Here is a 22840-nt window from a genome sequence, read left to right as displayed (position 1 = left end):
GCTCAGTGGCGACATAGCACCAGAACCGAGATTTCGAAAGCGCATTAATACGTCCATGTAGCTCCGTCGGGTACGTCCTGTACCCGACGGTTTCGAAATCTCGGTCCTGGCACTCTGCCTTAAATTCTGGCTGTGAAGCGTTGTTGGCAGCCTGAAGCGGGGCGCGGCCCCACTTTCTCTGTGTCCCGATCCGCTTACTTGGTGGGCTCCGCCGAGGTTGCCGGAGACTCGCCCACGCGAAGTACCGGCGTGGCCGGGTTCAGTTTCGCTTCCAGCTCCTGCAGGTCAGCGGGTGCCAGCAGGCCGGCCACGCGCTTCAGGCGCAGGGTGTTGTCGATGTAGTCGTAAATCGCATTGGCGTAATCGGTCTTGGCCTGGAACAGGGTCCGCTGTGCCAGCAGCACATCGACGATATTCCGGGTGCCCACCTCGTAACCGGCCTGGTTCGCCTCGAGGGCGCTTTGGGCCGAGATCACCGCCTGCTCCCGGGCCCGCACACGGGACACGTCAGTGACCAGGTTGCGGTGCAGGGTGCGGGTATCCTGAATGGTGTTGCGCTGCACCAGGTTGCGCAGGTCCTGGGCCCGGAATGACAGGTTGCGGGCCTCGCGGCGGCTGGCACTGAGGCGGCCGCCGGTGAAGAGCGGGATGTTCAGGGTCAGGGCTGTAACGGTGGTTTCCGTCGAGGTGTTGATCGGCAGTTCGACAGTCGGCTCACCGGGCACCGACGTTGACGAGCTGCCCTCGCGGCTGAAATCCGAATAGCTGACAGTTCCATACAATGTTGGCAGGTGCTCGGCGGCGGCGGCGCGGGCGCTGCTGCGCGCGGCATCGGCAGCCAGGCTGGCCGCCTTCAGGTCGAAATTGTTCTGCAGGGCAAAATCCACCCAGGCAGCGCGCTCGGCGGGCTCGGGGGGCGCGACGACAAAGTTGTCCTGCAGTGGCGCCACCTGATCGTGCTGGGCGCCGGTCAGGATCGACAGGGCATCGAAGTTGCTCAGCAGGGCGTCCTGGGCAGTCAGGCGGCGGGCAACGGCATTCTCATAGGCTGCCTGGCTGTCGTAGACATCAGTAATGGCGGTCAAACCAACCTCAAAGCGCTGGCGGGTCTGCTCCAGCTGCTTGGCCAGGGCCTCTTCCTCCGCCCGGGCGGCTTCCAGCACGTCATAGGCTCGCAGTACATCGAAGTAGGTGGTGGCAACCCGCAGCATCATCTCCTGCTGGTTGGCGCTGAACTCCGCTGCGGCCTGTTCGCTGACGGACTTGCCCTGCTGATAGCCGAACCACGCCGGCAGATCGAAGATGGCCTGGTCGAGGCGCGCGGAATAGACCTCGTCATCCACGTCTGTATTACGGCTGTTGGGGATGGAGATGACGCTGGTTGGACCAAACGTGTAGTCAAACTGGGTAGAGTTGGAGCTGGTGTTGCTGTGCTCGGCATTGCCGTTGATCTGTGGCAGCAGTGCGGAGCGCCCCAGGTTTTTCGCTTCGAGCCCCGCCTCGAAGGCGGCACGATCGGCGGCCAGCTGCGGGTCGTTGTCCAGCGCCTGCAGATAGACTTCCCACAGGGTGTCGGCCTGGGCCTGCATGGCACCGAGGCCAAACAGTGCGGCCGCGAGCAGGGATTTCAGGGGACGACGGGCGCCGTTACGGCCCCCGTGGATGGACTCAATTCTTTTCATCGAACTCTACTTCCTGTGGTGGATGCGGTCTCAAACATGCCAGTCTCCCCACTGGCCGGGCCCTTTGGGGGCCTTCAAGTCGCGAGAGTGTACCCCCCACCATGTGAGGGCGTCGAGGCGACGGGGCCCCCTTTTTGGTATATCTTCGTTGAACCGACACGAATGTGCGGTTACTCACCGCGGGGGCGGCCGGGGACACAGGCAGCGCCTTGCAGCGCTCTGTGGTCCTTTATAGACGTCGCCCCCGGGCATTTGGATGCACATAAGATCAAATGGATATCACTCGCCGATGGAGCAGGGTGCGAACGATTCCGCCACTGGCTGGCAGCAAGCCTGTCACGAGTGCGACCTGCTGCTTGGCAACAGCAGTGCCCCGCCCGGGGGCAAGCTGGTGTGCCCCCGTTGCGCCGCCCTGATCCATCGCAACCCGGCTCGCAGCATCCACTACACCGCGGCGCTCAGTATCAGTGGCTTACTGCTCTTTATTCCAGCCGCCACCCTGCCAATGCTCAATTTTTCGATCATTGCCTTCGGCTCGGAAAACACGCTGTTGAATGGCGTCTTCTCCCTGTTCGGGGCGGGCTATATATGGCTGGCTTCGCTGGTGCTGTTCTGTAGCGTCATTGCGCCTTTTTTTCGTTTTCTCCTGCTGGCCTTTATCAGTTTGGGCTGCCTGTGGGGAGCGCTGGACCGGCCGGTGGCGAGGGCGGTGCGCTGGTACCAGCACATCAAGGAGTGGGCCATGCTGGATGTTTACATGCTCGGCGTGCTGGTGGCGCTGATCAAGATGCAGAGTCTCGGCAGGATGGTAGTGGAGAGTGGCCTCTACTGTTTTGTCGGTCTGATGGTGCTCTCCAATCTGACCCTGTTGTCCTTCGACCAGCAATCAGTGTGGCGGCGCATGGCCCGTCGCAGGGCAGCGACGCAGGCTGCGGGCAATGGCGAGAGCAGTGGGGCGGCATCGTGAGTCGGACGGATACCGCACTGGAGCACGGCCTGTGCACCTGCCTGTGCTGCCACCAGCTGATGCGGCTGCCACCGGGTGAGACCCGTGGCCGCTGTGGTCGCTGCGGGGCCACAGTGCACGGGCGCATCGAGCGCAGCCTGATGCTGACATGGGCGCTGGTGCTCACCGGCACCTTTCTGCTGGTGCCCGCCAATATCCTGCCGGTGATGACGGTGATCTATCTCGGTTCCGGGGAGCCCAGCACCATTATCGGCGGTACTCTGGAGCTGTACCGCAATGGTCTCTGGGGCATTGCCCTGATTGTCTTTATCGCCAGTATTGCGGTGCCGGTGATGAAGCTGGTTGGGCTGGTGGTGTTGCTGCTGCAGGTGCAGTGGCGCGGGCCGCGCAACCCGATGCAGAGCATGCGGGTGTACCGGGTGGTGGCGGCCATTGGCCGCTGGTCGTTGCTGGACCTGTTCATGATCTCCATTCTGGTGGCGCTGGTGAATATGGGCGCCATCGCCGAGGTGCGCGCCGGCCCCGGCAGTACCGCTTTTGCCACGGTGGTGGTGGTGACCATGATGGCGGTGCGCACTTTTGATCCGCGCCTGCTGTGGGACGCCCGCTATCGCCGTACCGCCGAGTCGTCCGGGCTGCGGGACCCTGTCGGGGGAGGTGGCGATGGCTGATTCGCAGATCCCCGAGGCAGAGATCAAGCGCAGCCGCGGCCTGCCACTGGTGTGGGTGCTGCCGCTGGTGGCGGCCATCATCGCGGTCTGGTTGCTGTACCGGGACTTTACCCAGGGGGATATCCGCGCCGAGATCCTGTTTCCCTCCGGCGATGGCCTGGTGCAGGGCAAGACAGTGGTCAAATACTCCGGCGTCGATATCGGTGTCGTGCACGACTTTCGCCTGGTGCCCGGTGCCGAGGAGCTGGATGGCGCCGACGGGGTGCTGGCGGAAGTGGAGTTCAACCACAGTGCCGAGTTCCTGCTGGTGAAGGGCAGCCGCTTCTGGCTGGTGAAGCCGGAAGTATCGGTGACGGGTATTCGCGGCCTTGAGACCCTGGTGTCCGGTAACTATATCGCCGTGGAGCCGGGCACCGGCGAGCCGCAACGGGAGTTTGTCGCCCTGTCCCAGCCGCCGGCACAGGTGTCGGGGGAGGGTTTGCGGGTGCTCGTCCGGGCACCGCGGCTGGGGTCGCTGAACCGCGGCTCACCCGTCTACTACCGCCAGCTGGAGGTGGGTGAGGTAGAGAGTTACCGGCTGTCGGAGAATGACTCAGAAATCGAGGTCGAGCTGTTCATCCGCAAACAGTATGCCCACCTGGTACATCGTGGCAGCCGTTTCTGGAACAGTTCCGGCGTGTCCATCGAGGGGGGCATCAGCGGCGTGAAAGTGGATGTGGAATCCATTGCCTCACTGCTGGCCGGCGGCGTGAGCTTCTATACCCCCGAGAAGCAGCGGCAGTCGCCGCTGGCCAAGAACGGGCAGGAATACCGGCTCTACAACAGTTTCGCCGACGCAGATGCGGGCATTCCCATCACGCTCAATTTCGATCGCGGCGTCAATGTGACCCCGGGCAGCACGCCGGTGGTGTACCAGGGCATCAAGGTCGGGCAGGTCAGCGATACCAAGGCCAGCTCTTCCCTCAACGGCATGGCGGTCGAGGTGCTGATGGACCCGATCACCGATGACCTGCTCACGGACAATACCCGCTTCTGGATGGCCAACCCCACCATCGATATTTCCTCTGGCCTGAGCCAGTTGCTGGAGGGCAACCGCATCGAGGTGGACCTGCGCCGGGGGCAGCGCTCGGTGCGGGAGTTTCGCGCCTTTGCCGAAGCCCCGCAGCGGGATCCGCGCATGCCCGGCCTGCACCTGAAACTCAACGCCCGCAACCCGGGCTCCCTGCAGAGGGGCGCTTCGGTGTACTTCCGCAGGATTGAAGTGGGCCGGGTGCAGGGAATGGAACTCAATAGCGACGGTTCCGGCGTTACCGTGTTCGTGGTCATCCAGCCCCGCTATGCCCACCTGGTGCACAGCCGCACCCGTTTCTGGAACATCAGCGGCCTGCGCGCCAGTGCCAGCCTGACCGGGCTGGAAGTGGAGGCGGACTCGCTGCTGTCGCTGGTGCGCGGCGGCATCGCTTTCGGCAGCAGCCGCAGCGCGCGGGAGAATGCGCCGCCGGCAAAGAACGGCGACACCTTTCCCCTCTACGGCAGCCGCGAGGATGCCTTCGAGGAAGGACTGGAAATTACCATCGACCTGCCCTCTGCCGAGGGGATCAAAGAGGGGGCGGCTATTCGCTATCGCGGTATCCAGGTCGGGGAGATCCGGCGCCTGCGCCTGGGGCCGGACCTGGCCAGCGTGCAGGCGCGGGCGACCCTGTTTCATCATGCGGAACAATTCGCCCGCGAGGGCACCCGCATGTGGGTGGTCGGTCCTGAAATCGGCCTGGAAACCGTTGCCAATGTGGATACCCTGATCACCGGTCGCTACCTGTCGCTGGAGCCGGGTAGCGGCGCGCCGCAGACAACCTTTACCGCGGAATTGCAGCCGCCGCGCCAGGACCTGGCAGAAACCCTGATGCGCCCCGGGCTGACCGTGATTCTCAACGCCCCCCGTCGCGGCTCTCTGAGTGCAGGCAGCCCGGTCTACTACCGGCAGGTCCAGGTGGGGGAAGTGACCGGTTATGCTCTCGGCGAGCTGGCGGACCGGGTCTACATCTACGTCTATATCGAACCCCGCTACCGCACTCTGGTGCGGGAGGGCACGGTATTCTGGAGTGCCAGCGGAATCGACGTGAACTTCGGCCTGCGAACGGGACTCACAGTTCATACCGAGTCGGCCAGGGCGCTGATCGATGGCGGTATAGCCTTCGCCACCCCGGAAGCCCCGGCGATGGGGAGGGAAGTGGAATCCGGCAGCCATTACCCGCTCTATCCGGAGCCGGAGCCCGAATGGCTGGGCTGGCGTCCTAAAATAGAAATATATGCCAGCGAATTGCCGACCAAATGAGACCGCGATCCATCTGGTGTCGCGGGCACTGAACACAGGGAGCACACAGGGAGAGCGTTATGCAATTTGGAACCCTCGGACGGTTGACGGTGCTGGCACTCGGGGCCCTGGCGCTGATGGCCTGCGAAACTCTGGACGTAGAGCGGGTGCAGCCCGCCGAGGCGCCGGTGGCCTTTTCCACCTATGCCTGGGGGCAGTCCTCCCTCAATGAGACCCCGGGGGCTGCGGCCCGGCTGGTGGAGCTGGACGAAGACCTGCGTGACACAGTCGCGGCGTTGATGCAGTCCCGTGGCTACCGGCTTGTGGAGGACCCGACGACGGCGGATATGGTCATGGACTACCAGGTCGCCATTTTCGAGGAGGAGTTCGCCGGTGACGGGGATAACCCCAGCTGGGATGCCCAGTTCGATTCCAACGCCCAGAGGGGGGTAGTGGAACTGCCAAGCCAGGCGGGGGCGCCGCGGGTCATCCTGACGCTGGGGCTCGGCCGCCCCGGTGGCCGCGTGATCTGGGGCGGCAACGCGACGAAATTGCTCGCACGCCCGGAAAACCGGGAGGAGCGCCGCCGAGTGCTGAATGCCGCCGTCCAGGAGCTGTTGCGGGATCTGCCCGCCGCCACCTACTGATATCAGTTTTGCCCGCCGGGGCGTAAAGCCGGACAATGTAACGTGACCCCGGACAGGGATGCCGGAGCTCCAGATGCCGAAGTTTGCCCTGGGAGATCCGTATGCCTTTTCGATTCCCTGCTATTTTGCCGTCGCCCCGAAACTGCAGGGGGGCTGTCAGCGGCCTTTTCGCGGCCTGCCTGTGGCTGGCCGGCTGTGCCTCGGCGCCACCAGTGGCACTGGACTACGATCCGCAGGCGGATTTTTCCCGCCTGCAAACCTATTTCCTGCTCGACCCCCTGGCCAGCGGACCGGTGGCTCCCCTGGAACTGAAGCGGGCCCGCCAGGCGGTCGAGCGGCAGCTGCAACTGCGCTATCGCCCCGCCGCCAGTGCCGGTGATGCGGACTTCCTGATACGTGTCCAGTTGCAGGGCGCGGAGCGGGTCGTCGTCCACGAGGACCGGCTGGGTCTCTATGGAGGTCGCGGTCCCTGGGGCTTTGGCTGGCAGGTGCCTCTCAATGTGCGCCAGTACCGCCAGGTTTATCTCGTCATCGACGCGTTGAGCCCGGACAAAGCCCCCCTCTGGCGTGCCAGCCTGCCCTCGGCAGCCATGGGCGCGCGCAGCCCGGAAGAACAGCAGCTGCGGCTGGGAAGCGAGGCCGCGCTGCTGCTGAACCGCTTCCCGCCGTACTGACTGCACTTGGCGGGAACCCAGTCATCAGCCACGGATCAGTAAACATGCACCGGGAAACCGAAGAGCAGGAACCGCAACAGCAGGGCGACCTCAGCCCGCCATTCTCCGGCGATGCGGTGGACATACTTGAGCGCGAGACCGTATTCCGGGGCTTCTTCACCATGCTGCGGCTCAGACTTCGCCACCGCCTCTTTCGCGGCGGCTGGAGCGGCGAAATGCAGCGGGAACTGTTCGTGCGGGATCCGGCAGTGGGGGTGTTGCTGTATGACCCCGTGCGCGACCAGGTGGCCATGACCGAGCAGTTCCGGATAGGCGCCCTGGAGCGGGCCGCCGGCCCCTGGTGCCTGGAAGTGGTGGCGGGTATGGTCGAGAAAGGCGAAACGCTGGAGGAAGTGGCCCGCCGGGAGGTGCTGGAAGAGGCCGGGCTGGAGGTGGAGACCTTGCGCTATATCCGCAGCTACCTGCCGAGCCCCGGGGGCAGCAGTGAACGGATGCACCTGTACTGTGCGCTGGTGGACCTGGGCGGAGCCGGGGGCCACTTCGGGGTTGCTGATGAGCACGAGGATATCCGCCTGCGCATCCTGCCCTGCGAGCAGGTTTTTGCTGCGCTCGAGGGCGGAAACCCGGAGGGGACCCCCATCGACAATGCGGCCAGCATCATCTCCCTGCAGTGGCTGCAGTGCCACCGGGCGGAATTGCGGGCGACAGCGCAGGATGAACCCGTGCGGCCCTGAAACCCGGGGCTGCGCACGGAAACTGAGATCTGAATCACGGCGGCAAGCCGATTGGAGTGTCGATAATGACCCCACGGAAAGATCGGGCGACGATTGAGCATCAGGTCGACAGCCTGGTGCGGAAAAGTCGCAAAAAGGCAACCTACAAGGTGGATCTGCCGGCTTATCACGCCGACTGTGACGCCAACTATCTGCGCCTTTGCAAGCTGTTGCCCGGGCTCTCCAGCCGCGGTCACTGGCGCTACCAGATGCCCCATGGTGCGCTGGAGCTGGCCGTCATCGACCGCTCCCGCTACACCACGGAGGTGAGCCTCACGGCTACCGCCGAACCCGGGGAGGAGCGCTGGCAGGCCCCGCCAACACTGACGGTGCGGCTGTATCACGATGCACGCATGGCCGAGGTGGTGGCGGTGGATGGCCGCGGACCGCTGCCCGAGCCGGCAGCGGTGGCCGCGCGGCAGGGGCGCAACAGTCAAGACAGGAACGCCGCGCGAATGGGAGGCGCGGACGAGCGACAGCAGGCCAATCGCTTTCTCGGCGAGTGGCTCGGGCACTGCCTGGCAAATGGTCGCACGGAATTTGAATTGAGTTTGGATGGCTGGCGGCTGTAACGGACTGCTGTCGCCGCTGACGGAGAGCAAGATGCACGACTCCGTCCCGCCGCCCGGAGCGGCAATCAGATGGATCTGACCAACGAGTAAAGCAAGTGAGTGAAGAGTCAAAAGGTCGCGCACATCGACTGATACAGTTCACTGACCCCCACATTGGCGGTCGGAAGGACTATCAGTTGCTGGGGCTGGATACCAGTCGCACCCTGGATGAGGTCCTGTCCCGGATCGACAGCGACCAGCCCCGGGCCGAGCTGCTGGTGGCGACAGGCGACATCACCGCCAACGGCTCCGAGGCCGCCTATCGGCGTTTCCTGAAACGAATGCAGTCGGTGAGCAAGCCCTGGTACTGGCTGCCGGGCAATCACGACTCTGTACAGCGGATGGCGCAGCTGGCGCCGAGCCGGTTTCCTGAGGAAGTGGCACTCGGAGGCTGGCGGCTGCTGTTCCTCGATACCAGCGTGGAGAACCAGATTTCCGGCGGTCTGTCAGAGGCCCAGCTGGAACGACTCGGGATTCTCCTGCAGCGCGACCGTGAGCGGCCGGTGCTGATCCTGATGCACCACCAGCCGGTGCCTGTGGGCAGTGACTGGATTGATGGGCACATGCTGCGCCAGGGTCAGGAGCGTTTCCTGGCGACGATCATTGCAGCGCCCCAGGTGCGCGCCCTGCTTTGGGGGCATGTCCACCAGCGGTTCGACAGCCACCTCGGTCATATTGGCCTCCATGCAACCCCGTCGACCTCGGTCCAGTTCACTCCGGGCAGCGGCCCCTTTGCTGTCGATGAAGAGATGCCGGGCTATCGCTGGCTGGACCTATACGAGGACGGCAGCTACCAGACCGGTGTCGAGCGTGTGCTGGTTTCGGAATACAGCGTCGACCTGACCTCCGGCGGCTATTGATTCGCGGTCCGCCGCTGCCGCTGCGCAACCTCCCCGGTCCGGCACCCCTTCCTGTGGATCGACCGCCCTGTGGATCGAGCTCCCCCGCCTTACAATGCAGCCCATGGCAGGCAACCTGTGAAGGAAAGATCACTGTGCTCCAAACTTTCTTGCCGTCCCTTAGCGGCACCGCGGTAGCGATAGTGGCACTGCTCTGTGGCTGTGCCACGCAGCAGCCCCCTGGCTCTGATACGCCCAGTACCGCACTGGCCCCGTCCGCCCATCTGAGGATGCTCGGCGAGGCGCCGGAAGGCGCCGGCGGTTTGCAACCGCGCTCCAGCCGGCTGGACCAGGTCAATGCGGTGTTTGCCCTCGATCTCAGTGGCGCCAGGGTGCATGTGGCACCACTGGAAATCCGTTACCGGCGGCAATCCGCAGGCAGTGTCCAGCCCCTGGGGTGGCGCAATCGCGAGCTGGATGCCAGCGATCGGCAGCGGCTGCAGGGGCTCGCGGAGGAGGCCTTTGCCCAGCGTTTCCTCGGTCGCCGCGGTGGTCGCCTGACCCCCGATGCGCGCACCGCAGACTATACGCTGCGCCTGGCACTGGATGATTTCCTCCTCCCGGCGCCCCTGGAGCAGACCACCCGCCTGCGCCAGGTTTTCACCGAGAGCGTTGCCTACGGCACCCTGTCCGGCTCACTGTACGATCGGCAGGGCAATCTGGTGCTGGAGTTCCGCGATCGTCGTGAATTCGGCGAGAATTTCGCCGGCCCCGGTGGCACCTCCCTGCAGCGTTTCTCACCACCGGCGTTCTGGGCAGACATGCGCATGGACATGCGCAGTATCTTCACCAGCCTGGATCGCAGCCTGCGTTGATTCATTCGATGGGCGGCTAAACGGGAAAGCGGGGTTTGTTCTCCGGTGCGGGGGGATATAATCCCGGCCATGTCAGAACTACAGAACAAGCAGCGGCCAATACTGGTCTACCTGCACGGATTCCTGTCCTCTCCCCAGTCCTTCAAGTGTCAGCAGATGCGCACCTGGTTGGCGGACGTGCATCCGCAGGTCACCTTCTATGCGCCGCACCTGTCGCCGCACCCCGGCATTGCCATCGAATCGCTGACAGCGCTGCTGGACGGTGTTGTCGGGCGTGACCCCGTTGGCCTGGTGGGCAGCTCCATGGGGGGCTTCATGGCCACGGTCCTGGGGGAACGCTACCAGCTGCCGGCAGTGGTGGTGAATCCGGCGGTGCATCCGGCGCGATTCATGCCGGCCTACCTCGGCCAGGTCCTGCGCCCCTACAGCGGCGAGGATCGTGAGTATCGCCTTACCCAGTCCGACGTTGATACCATGCGCCAACTGGAGGGCAAACTCGCCGGGCCTCTCCTCGGGCGCTACTGGCTTCTGGCGCAGCGCGGCGACGAAACCCTCGACTGCCGCGAGGCCGAGGCGTTTTACCGGGAACAGCACCAGACCATCGAGGAGGGGGGTGATCACAGCTTCCAGGGGTTTGAGCGCTACCACCAAGCCATCATCGATTTTCTATTCAACCAGCAGTAAACAAATAACAATATGGCCAATTATTCTGCCGAAGATATTGAAGTCCTCACGGGATTGGATCCGGTGCGCAAGCGCCCGGGTATGTACACCGATACCACCCGGCCCAACCACCTGGCCCAGGAAGTCATTGATAACAGCGTGGACGAGGCCCTGGCCGGACACGCGAAAAAAATTGAAGTGGTGCTGCACAAGGACCACTCGATTTCAGTCAGTGACGACGGCCGCGGTATGCCGGTGGACATTCATCCCGAACAGGGGCGCCCGGGTGTCGAGGTGATCCTGTCGACCCTGCACGCCGGTGGCAAGTTCTCCAACAAGAACTATCAGTTCTCCGGCGGCCTGCATGGTGTGGGCGTCTCGGTGGTGAATGCCCTGTCCAAAGTGCTGGAGATCACGATCCAGCGTGACGGGCAGGTTTATCGTATGGGTTTCCAGAACGGCAACAAGGCCTCGGACCTGGAAGTGATCGGTACCTGTGGCAAGCGCACCACAGGCACCAGCCTGCGCTTTTTGCCCGACCCGCAGTATTTTGATAGCCCGAAATTTGCCGTGCGCCATCTGCGCCACCTGCTGCGGGCCAAGGCAGTGCTCTGTCCCGGCCTGACCGTCGTCTTCATCAATGAGCAGGATCGCGAGTCCGACGAGTGGTATTACGAGGACGGCCTGAAAGATTACCTGGCGGCCGCCAACCAGGGCTGGGAAGTTCTCCCCGCCGAGCCCTTCGTGGGCAGCTTTTCCGCTTCCACCGAGGCGGCGGACTGGGCGGTGCAGTGGTTGCCGGAAGGCGGCGAGGTCACGGCGGAATCCTATGTGAACCTGATTCCCACGGCCCAGGGCGGTACCCATGTGAACGGCCTGCGCACCGGCCTGCTGGAGGCTATGCGCGAGTACTGTGAGATCCGCAATCTCACGCCGCGTGGAGTGAAGCTGGGACCGGAGGATATCTGGGCGCAGTGTTCCTATGTACTCTCCGCCAAGCTGGCCGATCCGCAGTTCTCTGGTCAGACCAAAGAGCGCCTGTCATCCCGCGAGGCCACCGCTTTTGTCTCTGGCGTGGCCAAGGATGCCTTCAGCCTGTGGCTGAACCAGCACACGGAAGAGGGGGATCGCCTGGCGGAGCTGTGTATCAGCAATGCCCAGAAGCGTTTGCGCTCGGCCAAAAAAGTCGCGCGCAAGAAAGTGACCCAGGGCCCGGCGTTGCCGGGCAAGCTGGCCGACTGCGCCAGCGGCGATGCCAGCCGCTCGGAACTGTTTCTGGTGGAGGGGGACTCCGCCGGCGGCTCCGCCAAACAGGCCCGTGACCGGGATTTCCAGGCCATCATGCCCCTGCGGGGCAAGATCCTGAATACCTGGGAGGTGGACTCCGGCGAGATCTTTTCCAACCAGGAAGTGCACGACATCGCCGTGGCACTGGGGGTGGATCCGGCCAGCGACAACCTCGAGGGGCTGCGTTACAACAAAATCTGCATTCTCGCCGATGCGGACTCCGACGGACTGCATATTGCCACGCTGCTGTGTGCGCTGTTCCTGCGACATTTCCGTGCCCTGGTCACCAATGGTCATGTCTATGTGGCCATGCCGCCGCTGTTCCGCATCGATATCGGCAAGGATGTCTATTACGCACTCGATGAAGCGGAAAAGCAGGGCATTCTCGATCGCATCAGTGCGGAAAAGAAAAAAGGCAAGGTGCAGGTAACCCGCTTCAAGGGCCTCGGTGAAATGAACCCGTTGCAGCTGCGGGAGACCACCATGGATCCGGACACGCGGCGCCTTGTGCAGCTGTACGTGGATGCCGGCGATGACAGCAACCAGATCATGGATATGCTGCTGGCGAAGAAGCGCGCCGGGGATCGCAAGCAGTGGCTGGAGAACAAGGGAAACTTGGCAGAAGTCAGTTGAGGGGATGCCGAACAACAGCACCTGTCATGACAAAGGCCCCGCAATGCGGGGCCTTAACGATTTTTCATTTCACCACCTCCCTTTGTGTTATCCACCTTTTCTGGCTAGCCCCGCGGTTTACTGAACGGTTTCTGCCAGCTATGGAACTGGCGGAAATGGAGGGCTAGCTGTGTAAACGGCCCTCCTGAGCGGTCTGCTGTGCAGCCTGCCTGGTCACCAGATAGTCCGGGTGCAGGTATTTGCTGTAGGTCAGCAGTGTGTAGTCCCTTGGATCCGCCGTGCACTGGAACCCCAATGCCTTTGCCAGGTGCTCCTGGCCGTGGTTTTCAGCGGAGTCAATGGAGTACATCTGATCGAGGCCGTGATGTGTCGCGATCTCGGTCAGACGTTCCAGCAGCAGCGAGCCAAGCCCGTGATGCTGCCAGTCGTCGGCGACGACAACCGCGCACTCGCAAGAATGACCGCCAGGGTCACAGGCGTAGTGTGCAACGCCCACAGCTTTTGGATCCGTGTCCGCGTCGGCAACCGCGATCAGCGCCTCGTGCGTGTCGTGGTCATTTTCGGTGAGCAGGCTTAGTAGCTTCTTGCTGACTTTGTGGCTGCCCCCGAGAAACCGATCGCGGCGGGATTCGGGCGAGAGACTTTCGAACAACCGCTTTTCCAGTTGGCCGTCAGTCTTGCACACCGCGCGAATCTGCACTGTTCGGCCATCCTGCAGTGTGACCGTTTCCGGCTCGTGATTTTCACAGTAATAATGGGTAGACATACTATCTACCTCCCCGCCATTAATTGGCAATTTTTCTTAATCCCTCGTTAAAAATCAGTGCTCTCACTGTCCCGACCGCTTTGCGGTCTCCACTCAACGCTAAGCTGCGGGGAAACTGCCCCCAAGGCCAGAAGGTACTAAACAGCAGGCGGCTTTGCGGGGGCGGTTCTAAGCATCGGGTGTGAAAGACAAAATAAAACTTTGTGGGCGGCCGGGCTGTGCTATAGTGCCCGCGCTGGCCATGCAGCCAGCTGCGTCATCTGTAGTCCGCCGTGACCCGGCGGTACCCTCCCTGGAACACTCTCCGCAGTCTCCCCGGAACTCCTACTGAATGCCGCACCGATTCGGCCTCGGTATGGCCGTTATTTGACGGCAGAGCGGGCATACGTGCCCGGCTTCTCTGGTTCATTCTCTCTCCGCCTGCGGGCGGTGCGCTTTGGCCGCAGGCAAATGCGGCCCGAGGAAAATTATGTTATTTGAAAATCTGGGGCTGGCTCCCGAGTTGTCCCGTGCTGTAGCCGAACAGGGCTACGAAAAACCGACCCCCATCCAGGCCCAGGCGATTCCCGCGGTCATGCAGGGCGGTGACATCATGGCTGCTGCCCAGACCGGTACCGGCAAGACCGCCGGTTTCACCCTGCCACTGTTGCACCGGCTCTCGCAGGGGACTGCGGCACGCAACAATCAGGTGCGTGCACTGGTACTCACTCCTACTCGCGAGTTGGCCGCACAGGTATTTGATAATGTGCAGCTCTACAGCAAGTACCTGCCGCTGCGCCACTCGGTGGTTTTCGGTGGAGTAAAAATCAACCCGCAGATGCAACGCCTGCGTGGCGGTGCCGATATCCTCGTCGCCACCCCGGGCCGCTTGCTGGATCTCTACAATCAGCGCGCGATTCGTTTCGACAAGCTGGAAGCGCTGGTGCTGGACGAAGCCGACCGCATGCTGGACATGGGCTTTATCCACGACATCAAGCGTATCCTGAAGGTGCTGCCGGCCAAGCGCCAGAACCTGTTGTTCTCCGCCACTTTCTCGCCGGAGATCCGCCAGCTGGCCAAGGGCCTGGTCAACGATCCGGTAGAAATCGATGTGAGTCCGCGCAACAGCACTACCGAAACCGTGCGGCAGAAACTGCACCCGGTGGACAAGGCGCGCAAGCAGAAGCTGCTGAGCCACCTGATCCACGCGAACAACTGGCACCAGGCCCTGGTGTTCAGTCGTACCAAGCACGGTGCCAACCGGCTGGTGAAGCAGCTGGAGGCCGACGATATCCGCGCGGCTGCCATTCATGGCAACAAGAGCCAGAATGCGCGCACCAAGGCCCTGGCCGATTTCAAGAGCGGTAAGGTGCGGGTGCTAGTGGCCACGGATATCGCCGCCCGCGGGATCGATATCGACCAGCTACCGCAGGTGGTGAACTTCGACCTGCCCAATGTGCCGGAAGACTACGTGCACCGCATCGGCCGCACCGGCCGCGCCGGGGCGCAGGGCCAGGCGGTATCGTTGGTGAGCGCTGACGAGATCAAGCAGCTGCGCGATATCGAACGGCTGATCAACAAGCCGATCTCGCGCGAGGAGATCGAGGGCTTCGAGCCGGATCATGTCGTGCCGGAGTCAGGCAAGGCGGGTTCGCGGGGCGGCCAGGTGAACCGTGGCCGCGGCGGCAATGGCAGTGGCAATGGTGGCGCCGCCGGCCGGTCGAGCCAGTCCCGCGGTGCCGGCCGCAGTGAAGGCAAACGCAACGGACCAAGCCGCGGCGGACGCCGGGGCAATGGCGGCCAGGATGCGCCGCGTCGCCGGCGCTCACCGCAGCGGGATAGCGCCTGACGGTAAGGCGGCCGAACCCGGCGGGCATGAACGCCCAACAAAAAAGCCACCGCAGCAGTGCTGCGGTGGCTTTTTTGTTTTTGCCGTCACCGTCAGTCCTTGTCGGCAGACCTGGCCATATAGCTCAGCGCCAGCTGGGTCAGTGCTTCGGTGCCGGTTTTGAGCGCTTTCTCATCCACGTAGAAGCGGGGCGAGTGATTGCTGGCGGCTTTGGAGGGATCCGTGCCCTTCGGGGTGGCGCCGAGGAAATAGTAAAAGCCCGGGATTTCGTTGGCGAAGAAGGAAAAATCCTCCGCGCCGGTCGTCTTGGGAATCTCCATTACCTTGCGCTCACCAGCCACCTCCCGCAATACCGGCACCGCCATCTTTGTCAGTGCCGGATCGTTGATGGTTACCGGGTAGCCCTCGTCAATGGTCACATCGGCTCTTGCGCCGGCACTCTGGGCGATATTTTCCGCAGTAATTTTCAATCGCTCGAAAATCTGCTGGCGGTTGTCCATATCAAAATTGCGGATGGTGCCCACCAGTTCCACATTGTCGGGGATGATGTTGTTGCGCACCCCGCCGGCGATCTTACCGAAGGATACCACTGCGGGCTCCTTGGTGATGTCGATCTGGCGGCTGACGATGGTCTGCACACCCATGACGATCTGTGCCGCGGTAGTGATCGGGTCGACACCGGCCCAGGGGAGGGAGCCGTGGGTCTGGCGGCCGTTGACCACAATGCGGAACCTGTCCGAGCTGGCCATCAGCGGCCCCGAGCGGTAACCGATCACGCCCACCGGCAGCCTTGAGGTGATGTGCTGGCTGAATGCCACCTTCGGCTTGTACTTCCTGAACAGGCCTTCCTTCAGCATCAGTTCAGCGCCACCTTCCTCACCCTCCGGTGCACCCTCTTCGGCAGGCTGGAACACAAACAGCACGTTGCCGCGAAGCTGGTCCTTCATGCCGGCCAGAACCTCCGCCGCACCCATCAGCATGGCCACATGGGTATCGTGGCCACAGGCATGCATCACGCCCACCTGTTCGCCGTTGTGCTCGGTAGTGACCCGGGAAGCGAAGGGCACGTCGACCTGCTCGGTAACCGGTAGAGCGTCCATATCGGCACGCAGGGCGATGGTGGGGCCGGGTTTACCGCCTTTCAGCAGGCCGACGACGCCAGTGTGGGCAATGCCGGTTTCCACTTCCATGCCCAGGGACTCCAGGTGTCGGGCGACGTACTTGGCGGTCTCGAATTCCCGGTTACCCAGCTCCGGGTTCTGGTGAATATGACGGCGCCATTCGATCACCTTGTCTTCGGTCTGAGCCAGTCTGCGGTCCAGGTCCGCGCTGTCCTGGGCACTGGCGATGCCGCTCAGGGCGAGGCCCAAAACGATCGGCGTGATCAGTCTTTTCATGGATATCCCCGGTTGTGCGTTATTCTTGGCGGATTCTAGCGCGGAAGCAGAGCGAGGCCCCATGACCAATCCGATCATCGAGCGACTGCAGGCACAGCTGGCGGAGGGCAAGGATGCGCCGCTGCTGCGGTTCGGGCTCGGCAGCGCCCTCTTTAATGCGCGGGAATACCGCCAGGCAGCGGAACACTTGGCGGTCTGTGTCGGGCAGATGCCGGACCACTCCGCCGCCTGGAAGCTTCTCGGCCGCAGCCACGCGGCGCTCGGCAACGTGGCCGAGGCCCGCCAGGCATTCGAGCGCGGCCTGCAGGTGGCACGGGAAAAGGGAGATGTGCAGGTAGAACGGGAGATCGGGGTCTTTTTGAAGAAACTCCCCTGACACTTTGGTCGTGACCGGGGAAGCCTGGGCATGCTTCAATGCATCCACCGATAAGGCGACCAATCGGTCGAGGCGCCTTTTGCATTTTCAGGATTGTTCATTTATTGTTCGATTCCTCCCGGCTACGCCCCGGGAGGGGATGATGCCGCCCTCGGGGGGGCTGACCCAGAATACTCGCTGGCCCGGGCCGCCTTGCGCACCGGACAACAAGAAGACTTTCAAGCTTAACGCCCATGACCGTTTGCAGACGACAGATTCCGCTTGCCGATGGATCGCGGGCCAGTGATAGGTATTGCCGTGGCCAGTATTGAATTCCGGGGCGTGGTCAAACGCTACGCCGACAGTGCACCGACGCTGCCCGGCCTCGACCTGCATATCCGTGACGGCGAGTTCATGGTGCTGGTGGGCCCGTCCGGCTGCGGCAAGTCCACCACCCTGCGCATGATCGCCGGGCTGGAGTCGGTGACTGCCGGCGAGCTGTGGATCGGTGATCGCCTGGTCAACGACCTGCCGCCCAGGGATCGCGACGTCGCGATGGTCTTCCAGAATTACGCCCTCTACCCCCACATGACCGTGTTTGAAAACATGGCCTTTGGCCTGCGGGTACGCAAGCAGCCGGAGCGGGAGATCCGCACCAGGGTGGAGGCCGCGGCAGAGACCCTGGGCCTTGTCGAGCTACTCGCGCGCAAGCCCGGACAGCTGTCCGGCGGGCAGTGCCAGCGGGTGGCCCTGGGGCGCGCCATGGTGCGCGATCCGCAGGTATTCCTCTTCGACGAGCCTCTGTCCAACCTGGATGCCGAGTTGCGCGTGCAGATGCGGGCCAGTATCGGTCGCCTGCACCGGGAATTCGGCACCACTTCCGTGTATGTCACCCACGACCAGGTGGAGGCCATGACCCTCGGCTCCCGTATCGCCATCCTCAATGGCGGTGAGCTGATGCAGGTCGGCACGCCGATGGAGCTCTACAGCGATCCGGACAACGTCTTCGTGGCCGGTTTCATGGGCTCGCCGCCAATGAATATCCTGCCGGTGTCCAATCTGGGGCACGCCCTCGAAAACCGCCTGTTGCAGTTGCCGCGGCAGGGTCTCGAGCGTTTCGGTGCCGAGCTGCTGCTTGGCCTGCGTCCGGAGACGCTCTGTCCGGCAGCCGAGGCGCCGGCGCACTGGGTGCGCTTTTCGGCACCGGTGGAAATGGTGGAAACCCTGGGCGCAGAGATGCTTGTGCACCTGGGCGAGGGCGATGAGCGCCTGGTGGCGCGTCTGCCAGGTTTGCGATCACTCACTCCTGGCGAGAGCCTGTCACTGGCCTTCGACCCCGCCGCCCTGTACCTGTTCGATGCCGGGACGCGTCAGCGCCTGCGTGAGCCGCGCGCGGTTGTCGCTCCCGAGTCGGAGCTGGTTACCCCGTGATGGCGCGCCTGCTCGCCTCGCTACTGGGGCTGTTGCTGGCTCTCGGAACGCTGCAGGCCACGGCGCAGGAGTCCCGCGAGCTGCTGCTCTGGCACGGTTACCGCGGCGCCGAACGCCAGGCGCTGGAGTCACTGCTGGCGGACTACAACCGTCTGCACCCGGACGTGCCGGTGCGCGCCCTGGCGGTGCCGTTCGGCAGTTTTCCGGACAAACTTTCCGCCGCGCTGCCCCGCGGCCAGGGGCCGGACCTGTTCATCTTCGCCCATGACCGCATCGGCGGCTGGTCGAAGACCGGCCAGATGATTGCTCCTGTGGCATCGCTGCTTTCCCCGGAGGTATTGGGTCGCTTCCCCGCCAACCTGCTCGACGCCATGACGTATGAGGGGCAGCTCTACGGCCTGCCGCTCAACTTCAAGAGCACCGCACTGATCTACAACCGCGCACTGGTGCCGGCGCCCCCGGCGACTGTCAGTGACATGATCGGGCGTGCCCGGCAACTGACCGATCGCGAGCGGGGTCGCTTCGGGCTCGCCTACAGCTACACCGAGCCCTTCTTTCACGGGGCGCTGATGAATGCCTTTGGTACCGGGCCTTTCAATGCCAGTGGTGAGTTGGCGCTCGACAGTGAGGGCAATATACGTTCGCTGGCGCTGCTGGAGGACTGGGCGCGCAACGAGCGTGTGCTGCCCGAGGAGCCCAACAGCACGCTGGTAACGAACCTGTTCAACCAGGGGCGGGCGGCGATGGTGATCAGTGGCCCCTGGATGCTGGGGGAGATAGACCCCTCCATCGATTACGCCGTGGCACCCCTGCCACAGCTCGTGGGTGAGCGCCCGCTCTCGCCCTGGGTCGCAGTGGAGGGATTGTTCCTGTCCCCGTGGAGCAAGAAGCAGCAGTCGGCCGCCCGCCTGATGGACTTCCTCACCTCGGTACCGTCTGCCGAGCGCATGGCGATCGAGGGGGGGCAGTTGCCGGCCAACCTGGCGGCTTTCGACAACCCGCGCCTCGCCGGCGATCCGGTCGCCATGGCGTTCCGCAGCCAGCTGGATACCGCGGTGCCGATTCCCAATCACCCGGCCATGACCCTGTTGTGGAAACCGCTGGAAACGGTGCTGCAGAAAGTGGTGAAGGGCGCCGCGCAGCCGGCTGCCGAGCTGCAGCGCCTGCAGGCACAGATCGCAAAAGATGTGGCCGCGCTGGAAGAGGCGCAGCGCCGCAGTGAACAGCCGGCAGACTGGCCGGTTTGGCTGCCGCTGATGTTGCTGCTGGCGGGGCTGGCGGTTGCCATGGCGCTGTGGCGTCATCGTCGGAATATTGCCGCGGGCTGGCGCCAGCACCGCACCGCTTACGTCTATATTCTCCCTGCGGCCCTGGGCATGGTGCTGCTGGTGTTCTTCCCACTGCTGTACGGCTTACTGCTGTCTTTTACCGATACCACCCTGCTCAATGAGAGTGCGCCGCTGGCCTCCCGCTGGTTGGGCCTCGACAACTACCTCTCGATTCTCGGCGACTGGAACCTGTTTTACGGCGCCGGTGACCAGCGCAGTATCAACTACGACAATTTCTACTGGACCCTGTTCATGACCATCTGCTGGACCGCCAGCAATGTGGTCATCTCCGTGGGATTGGCGCTGCTGCTGGCGCTGGCCCTGAACAAGCCGATTTTCGGCCGCACCTGGTTCCGCCTGATCCTGATCCTGCCGTGGGCGATTCCCAATTACATCACCGCGCTGGTGTGGAAAGGCATGTTCCACCCGCAGTTCGGGGTCATCAATCAGGCCCTGCAGGTCTTCGGTTTCGCGCCGGTCGCCTGGTTCGATTCCGTCGGCACGAGCTTCTTTACCGGTCTGGTGACCAACGTCTGGCTGAGCATTCCGTTCATGATGGTGGTGATCCTCGGCGGCCTGCAATCCATTCCCCGCGAACTGTACGAGGCAGCAAAGGTGGAGGGTGCCAGTCGCTGGACCCAGTTCCGCAGCATTACCCTGCCTCTGCTGCGGCCGGTCCTGGTGCCGGCGGTGATCCTGTCGGTGGTGTGGACATTCAACATGTTCAACGTCATTTACCTGGTCAGCGATGGCGCGCCGGCAGGGGCCAATGACATCCTGATCACCAAGGCATTCCGTATCGGTTTTGAAAAATACCAGTACGCCTATGCGGCGGCTTATTCCATCGTGGTGCTGGCACTGCTGTTCGTATATGCCCTGTGGCAGACCCGGGTGAGCGGGGCCTTTGAAACCGGCCGGGGGGCAGTGCGATGAGACAAATCCTGACGCAGAACCAGTCCGCGGCCGGGGCGCTGGAATCTCCTCGGTGGAGAAGATTGAAGAGCGTGTTGCGGGATGTGTTCAGTTGGCGTTTCGCGCTGTTGGTGTTCGCTTCCCTGGTGGTGATCTATCCGCTGCTGTGGGTGGTGAGCCTGGCCTTTTCCGGCCAGCAGTCCCTGCAGCTGGTGCAGGACACCCGGGATCTGGGCCTGTGGGGTCAGCTGGCGGCACTGGTGCCGCTGCCGGAGCAGTGGTCGCTGCAAAATTTCCGTGCGGTGCTCACCGAGCAACCGTTTATGCGCTGGCTGCTGAACAGTGTGGTCGTGGCTGCCGGAACCACGGTGATCGGGCTGGTGCTGTCCTGCACCGCCGCTTATGCCTTTTCCCGCTTCCGGTTCCCCGGACGCAACCGCGGCCTGATGCTGTTCCTGGTGTCGCAGATGTTCCCGGCGGTGCTGATGCTGATCCCGCTGTACGTCATCGTGGTGCAATGGCTGGGGCTCGGCAATTCCTGGCTGGGCCTGATCCTGGTCTACGCCATTACCGCCCTGCCATTCTGTGTGTGGATGTTGAAGGGCTACTTCGACACCCTGCCGTTCGAGATCGAGGAGTCGGCGCTGCTGGAGGGTGCGTCCCGCCTGACGATCTTCTACCGCATCATCCTGCCGCTGGCGCGGCCGGCAATCGCAGTGACCGGACTCTTCTCGTTTATGACGGCATGGAACGAATTCATCCTGGCGTCCATCTTCATGGATGATGAGGCGCTCTACACCGTGCCGGTCGGATTGCGCTTTTTCGTCAGCGATTACTCGTCCGAGTGGGGCTATTTTGCCGCGGGCTCGATCCTCGTGTCGGTGCCGGTGATCCTGTTGTTCCTGGCCCTGCAACGCTTCCTGGTTTCCGGGCTCTCTGCCGGCGCCGTCAAAGGCTGATCCGGGGGTGGTGGAGTATTGGCGCCTACGCCCCCTGGGGGTGGTGGATTTTTCACCAAAAGCCGCGTACATTGCGCGGCCCTCGCCCGTGGGCTCCCTTTGCAGCCTCTATCATGGGCGAGTCGAGTGGACAGCAGTAAGGAAGATTGAGAATCCATGACCAGCATCGTAGCGGACATCGGCGGCACCAACGCCCGCTTTGCCATTGCCGTACCCACAGAGGGCGGCTACGCGCTGGAAGCGCTGAAAGTGGTGGATTGCCAGCGCTTCGATGGTTTTACCGGTGCCCTGCAGCACTGGCTGGACGGACTGGACCGGCCGCATCCGCAGCGTGCCTGTATCGCCGCGGCGGGGCCGGTGGAGCGGAATGCAGCTGGTGGTCGGGTGGTGATGACCAACCTCGGCTGGCAGATTTGCGCTGAGGATCTGAAGTCCTCCCTCGGCCTTGAGCGGGCCCTGCTGATCAATGATTTTGCCGCTCTGGCCCAGTCGCTGCCGCTGTTGGGCAGAGATGAGTACCGGGTGCTGCGGGATGTGCCGCGCCTGAAAGGCGCCACCATGGCCGTGCTCGGGCCGGGCACCGGCCTCGGTGTCGCCGGCCTGGCGCTCGGTGGCGACAAGCCGCAGGTGCTGGCGGGTGAGGGCGGTCACGCCAACCTGGGCGTGGTGAGTGAGCGCGAACTGCAGCTGCTGCAGATCATGATGCGCACCCAGAGCCCGGTATTCAATGAATGGGTGCTGTCCGGCAGCGGGCTGGTGCACCTGTACCGTGCGGTATGTGAGCTGCACGGCCGGGCGGCGGAAGACCTGCAGCCGCAGGACGTGAGTGCGCGGGGGCTGAGCGGAGACGATTCGCTGTGCCGGGAAACCCTGCTGGATTTCCTCAACTTCCTCGGCAGCGTCGCGGGCGACACCGCCCTGTACCTGGGCGCTCGCGGCGGTGTGTTTATCGGTGGTGGTATCCTGCCGCGCATCGCAGAGCTGCTGCCGGAAAGTGAATTCGAACAGCGCTTTCTCGCCAAGGGGCGGGTGGAGCAATGGATAAAAACGGTGCCCCTCTACGCCCTCAATGCCGGTTACCAGGCATTGATCGGCGCGGCGGCGGCACTAGAAAACTGAAGTTAAAACGCAAACCTTAACCAAATCAAAGACTTGGAATGGTGCCTGGCGCCCCCTTTTGGGGCGCCGCGACTCCTCCCACCTCCTCCCCCACGGGGGAGGATGATATGGA

At 63.4% G+C, this 22840-nt stretch carries 20 protein-coding genes; 17 read left to right on the top strand and 3 right to left on the bottom strand.

Annotated features, from left to right (window positions below):
* Positions 1 to 194: 194 nt before the first annotated feature.
* Positions 195 to 1682, bottom strand: coding sequence for a TolC family outer membrane protein (locus tag LVD12_RS09945; protein WP_237067560.1), 1488 nt, complete (start codon positions 1680 to 1682; stop codon positions 195 to 197).
* Positions 1683 to 1938: 256 nt separating this feature from the next.
* Here LVD12_RS09945 and LVD12_RS09940 point away from each other — a divergent pair, with 256 nt between their 5' ends.
* From LVD12_RS09940 to parE, 11 genes are all read left to right on the top strand, one after another.
* Positions 1939 to 2649, top strand: coding sequence for a paraquat-inducible protein A (locus LVD12_RS09940; RefSeq protein WP_237067559.1), 711 nt, complete (start codon positions 1939 to 1941; stop codon positions 2647 to 2649).
* Positions 2646 to 3320: a paraquat-inducible protein A gene (locus LVD12_RS09935; protein ID WP_237067558.1), complete on the top strand. Its 675-nt coding sequence runs from the start codon at positions 2646 to 2648 to the stop codon at positions 3318 to 3320. Before LVD12_RS09940 ends, LVD12_RS09935 begins: the two co-directional genes overlap by 4 nt.
* Entirely contained in the window at positions 3313 to 5652 is a 2340-nt protein-coding gene (locus LVD12_RS09930; RefSeq protein ID WP_237067557.1) for a PqiB family protein, read from the top strand. The genes LVD12_RS09935 and LVD12_RS09930 overlap by 8 nt, the downstream gene beginning before the upstream one ends.
* Before the next feature lie 59 nt (positions 5653 to 5711).
* Positions 5712 to 6278, top strand: coding sequence for a DUF4136 domain-containing protein (locus LVD12_RS09925; protein WP_237067556.1), 567 nt, complete (start codon positions 5712 to 5714; stop codon positions 6276 to 6278).
* Positions 6279 to 6490: 212 nt separating this feature from the next.
* Entirely contained in the window at positions 6491 to 6952 is a 462-nt protein-coding gene (locus LVD12_RS09920; RefSeq protein WP_237067555.1) for a DUF4136 domain-containing protein, read from the top strand.
* A 44-nt stretch (positions 6953 to 6996) separates the two neighbouring features.
* Positions 6997 to 7686: an NUDIX domain-containing protein gene (locus LVD12_RS09915; RefSeq protein ID WP_237067554.1), complete on the top strand. Its 690-nt coding sequence runs from the start codon at positions 6997 to 6999 to the stop codon at positions 7684 to 7686.
* 65 nt (positions 7687 to 7751) lie between these two features.
* Entirely contained in the window at positions 7752 to 8297 is a 546-nt protein-coding gene (locus tag LVD12_RS09910; protein WP_237067553.1) for a DUF1249 domain-containing protein, read from the top strand.
* 95 nt (positions 8298 to 8392) lie between these two features.
* On the top strand, positions 8393 to 9196 hold the full coding sequence (locus LVD12_RS09905; RefSeq protein ID WP_237067552.1) for a metallophosphoesterase: 804 nt from the start codon (positions 8393 to 8395) through the stop codon (positions 9194 to 9196).
* Between the two features lie 134 nt (positions 9197 to 9330).
* The gene (locus LVD12_RS09900; protein ID WP_237067551.1) at positions 9331 to 10050 is read left to right on the top strand and encodes a hypothetical protein; all 720 of its coding nucleotides are present in this window, start codon (positions 9331 to 9333) and stop codon (positions 10048 to 10050) included.
* Between the two features lie 69 nt (positions 10051 to 10119).
* Positions 10120 to 10734 (top strand): YqiA/YcfP family alpha/beta fold hydrolase, encoded by a 615-nt coding sequence (locus tag LVD12_RS09895; protein ID WP_237067550.1) that lies wholly within the window; start codon positions 10120 to 10122, stop codon positions 10732 to 10734.
* 12 nt (positions 10735 to 10746) lie between these two features.
* Positions 10747 to 12633, top strand: a complete 1887-nt coding sequence (parE, locus tag LVD12_RS09890; protein ID WP_237067549.1) for a DNA topoisomerase IV subunit B — start codon at positions 10747 to 10749, stop codon at positions 12631 to 12633.
* Positions 12634 to 12796: 163 nt separating this feature from the next.
* On the opposite strand, the gene LVD12_RS09885 is transcribed toward parE, so the two are convergent.
* Complete coding sequence (locus LVD12_RS09885; protein WP_237067548.1) at positions 12797 to 13399, bottom strand: GNAT family N-acetyltransferase; 603 nt, start codon at positions 13397 to 13399, stop codon at positions 12797 to 12799.
* A 469-nt stretch (positions 13400 to 13868) separates the two neighbouring features.
* Here LVD12_RS09885 and LVD12_RS09880 point away from each other — a divergent pair, with 469 nt between their 5' ends.
* Positions 13869 to 15227: a DEAD/DEAH box helicase gene (locus LVD12_RS09880; RefSeq protein WP_237067547.1), complete on the top strand. Its 1359-nt coding sequence runs from the start codon at positions 13869 to 13871 to the stop codon at positions 15225 to 15227.
* Between the two features lie 92 nt (positions 15228 to 15319).
* On the opposite strand, the gene LVD12_RS09875 is transcribed toward LVD12_RS09880, so the two are convergent.
* The gene (locus LVD12_RS09875) at positions 15320 to 16624 is read right to left on the bottom strand and encodes an amidohydrolase (protein WP_237067546.1); all 1305 of its coding nucleotides are present in this window, start codon (positions 16622 to 16624) and stop codon (positions 15320 to 15322) included.
* 61 nt (positions 16625 to 16685) lie between these two features.
* Here LVD12_RS09875 and LVD12_RS09870 point away from each other — a divergent pair, with 61 nt between their 5' ends.
* The 5 genes from LVD12_RS09870 to glk all read left to right on the top strand — a co-directional run bounded on the left by LVD12_RS09870 (position 16686) and on the right by glk (position 22728).
* Complete coding sequence (locus tag LVD12_RS09870) at positions 16686 to 17000, top strand: tetratricopeptide repeat protein (RefSeq protein ID WP_237067545.1); 315 nt, start codon at positions 16686 to 16688, stop codon at positions 16998 to 17000.
* Positions 17001 to 17297: 297 nt separating this feature from the next.
* Entirely contained in the window at positions 17298 to 18410 is a 1113-nt protein-coding gene (locus LVD12_RS09865; protein WP_369413379.1) for an ABC transporter ATP-binding protein, read from the top strand.
* Positions 18410 to 20671: an extracellular solute-binding protein gene (locus tag LVD12_RS09860; protein ID WP_237067932.1), complete on the top strand. Its 2262-nt coding sequence runs from the start codon at positions 18410 to 18412 to the stop codon at positions 20669 to 20671. Before LVD12_RS09865 ends, LVD12_RS09860 begins: the two co-directional genes overlap by 1 nt.
* A gap of 71 nt (positions 20672 to 20742) precedes the next feature.
* The gene (locus LVD12_RS09855) at positions 20743 to 21609 is read left to right on the top strand and encodes a sugar ABC transporter permease (protein ID WP_237067931.1); all 867 of its coding nucleotides are present in this window, start codon (positions 20743 to 20745) and stop codon (positions 21607 to 21609) included.
* Between the two features lie 156 nt (positions 21610 to 21765).
* Positions 21766 to 22728 (top strand): glucokinase, encoded by a 963-nt coding sequence (gene glk / locus LVD12_RS09850; protein ID WP_237067543.1) that lies wholly within the window; start codon positions 21766 to 21768, stop codon positions 22726 to 22728.
* Positions 22729 to 22840 lie beyond the last annotated feature (112 nt).

This window comes from Microbulbifer guangxiensis (assembly GCF_021729075.1).
GTDB lineage: Bacteria > Pseudomonadota > Gammaproteobacteria > Pseudomonadales > Cellvibrionaceae > Microbulbifer > Microbulbifer guangxiensis.
Note: the sequence above shows the minus strand (reverse complement) of the source record. Positions and strands in the feature narration are given on the sequence as shown.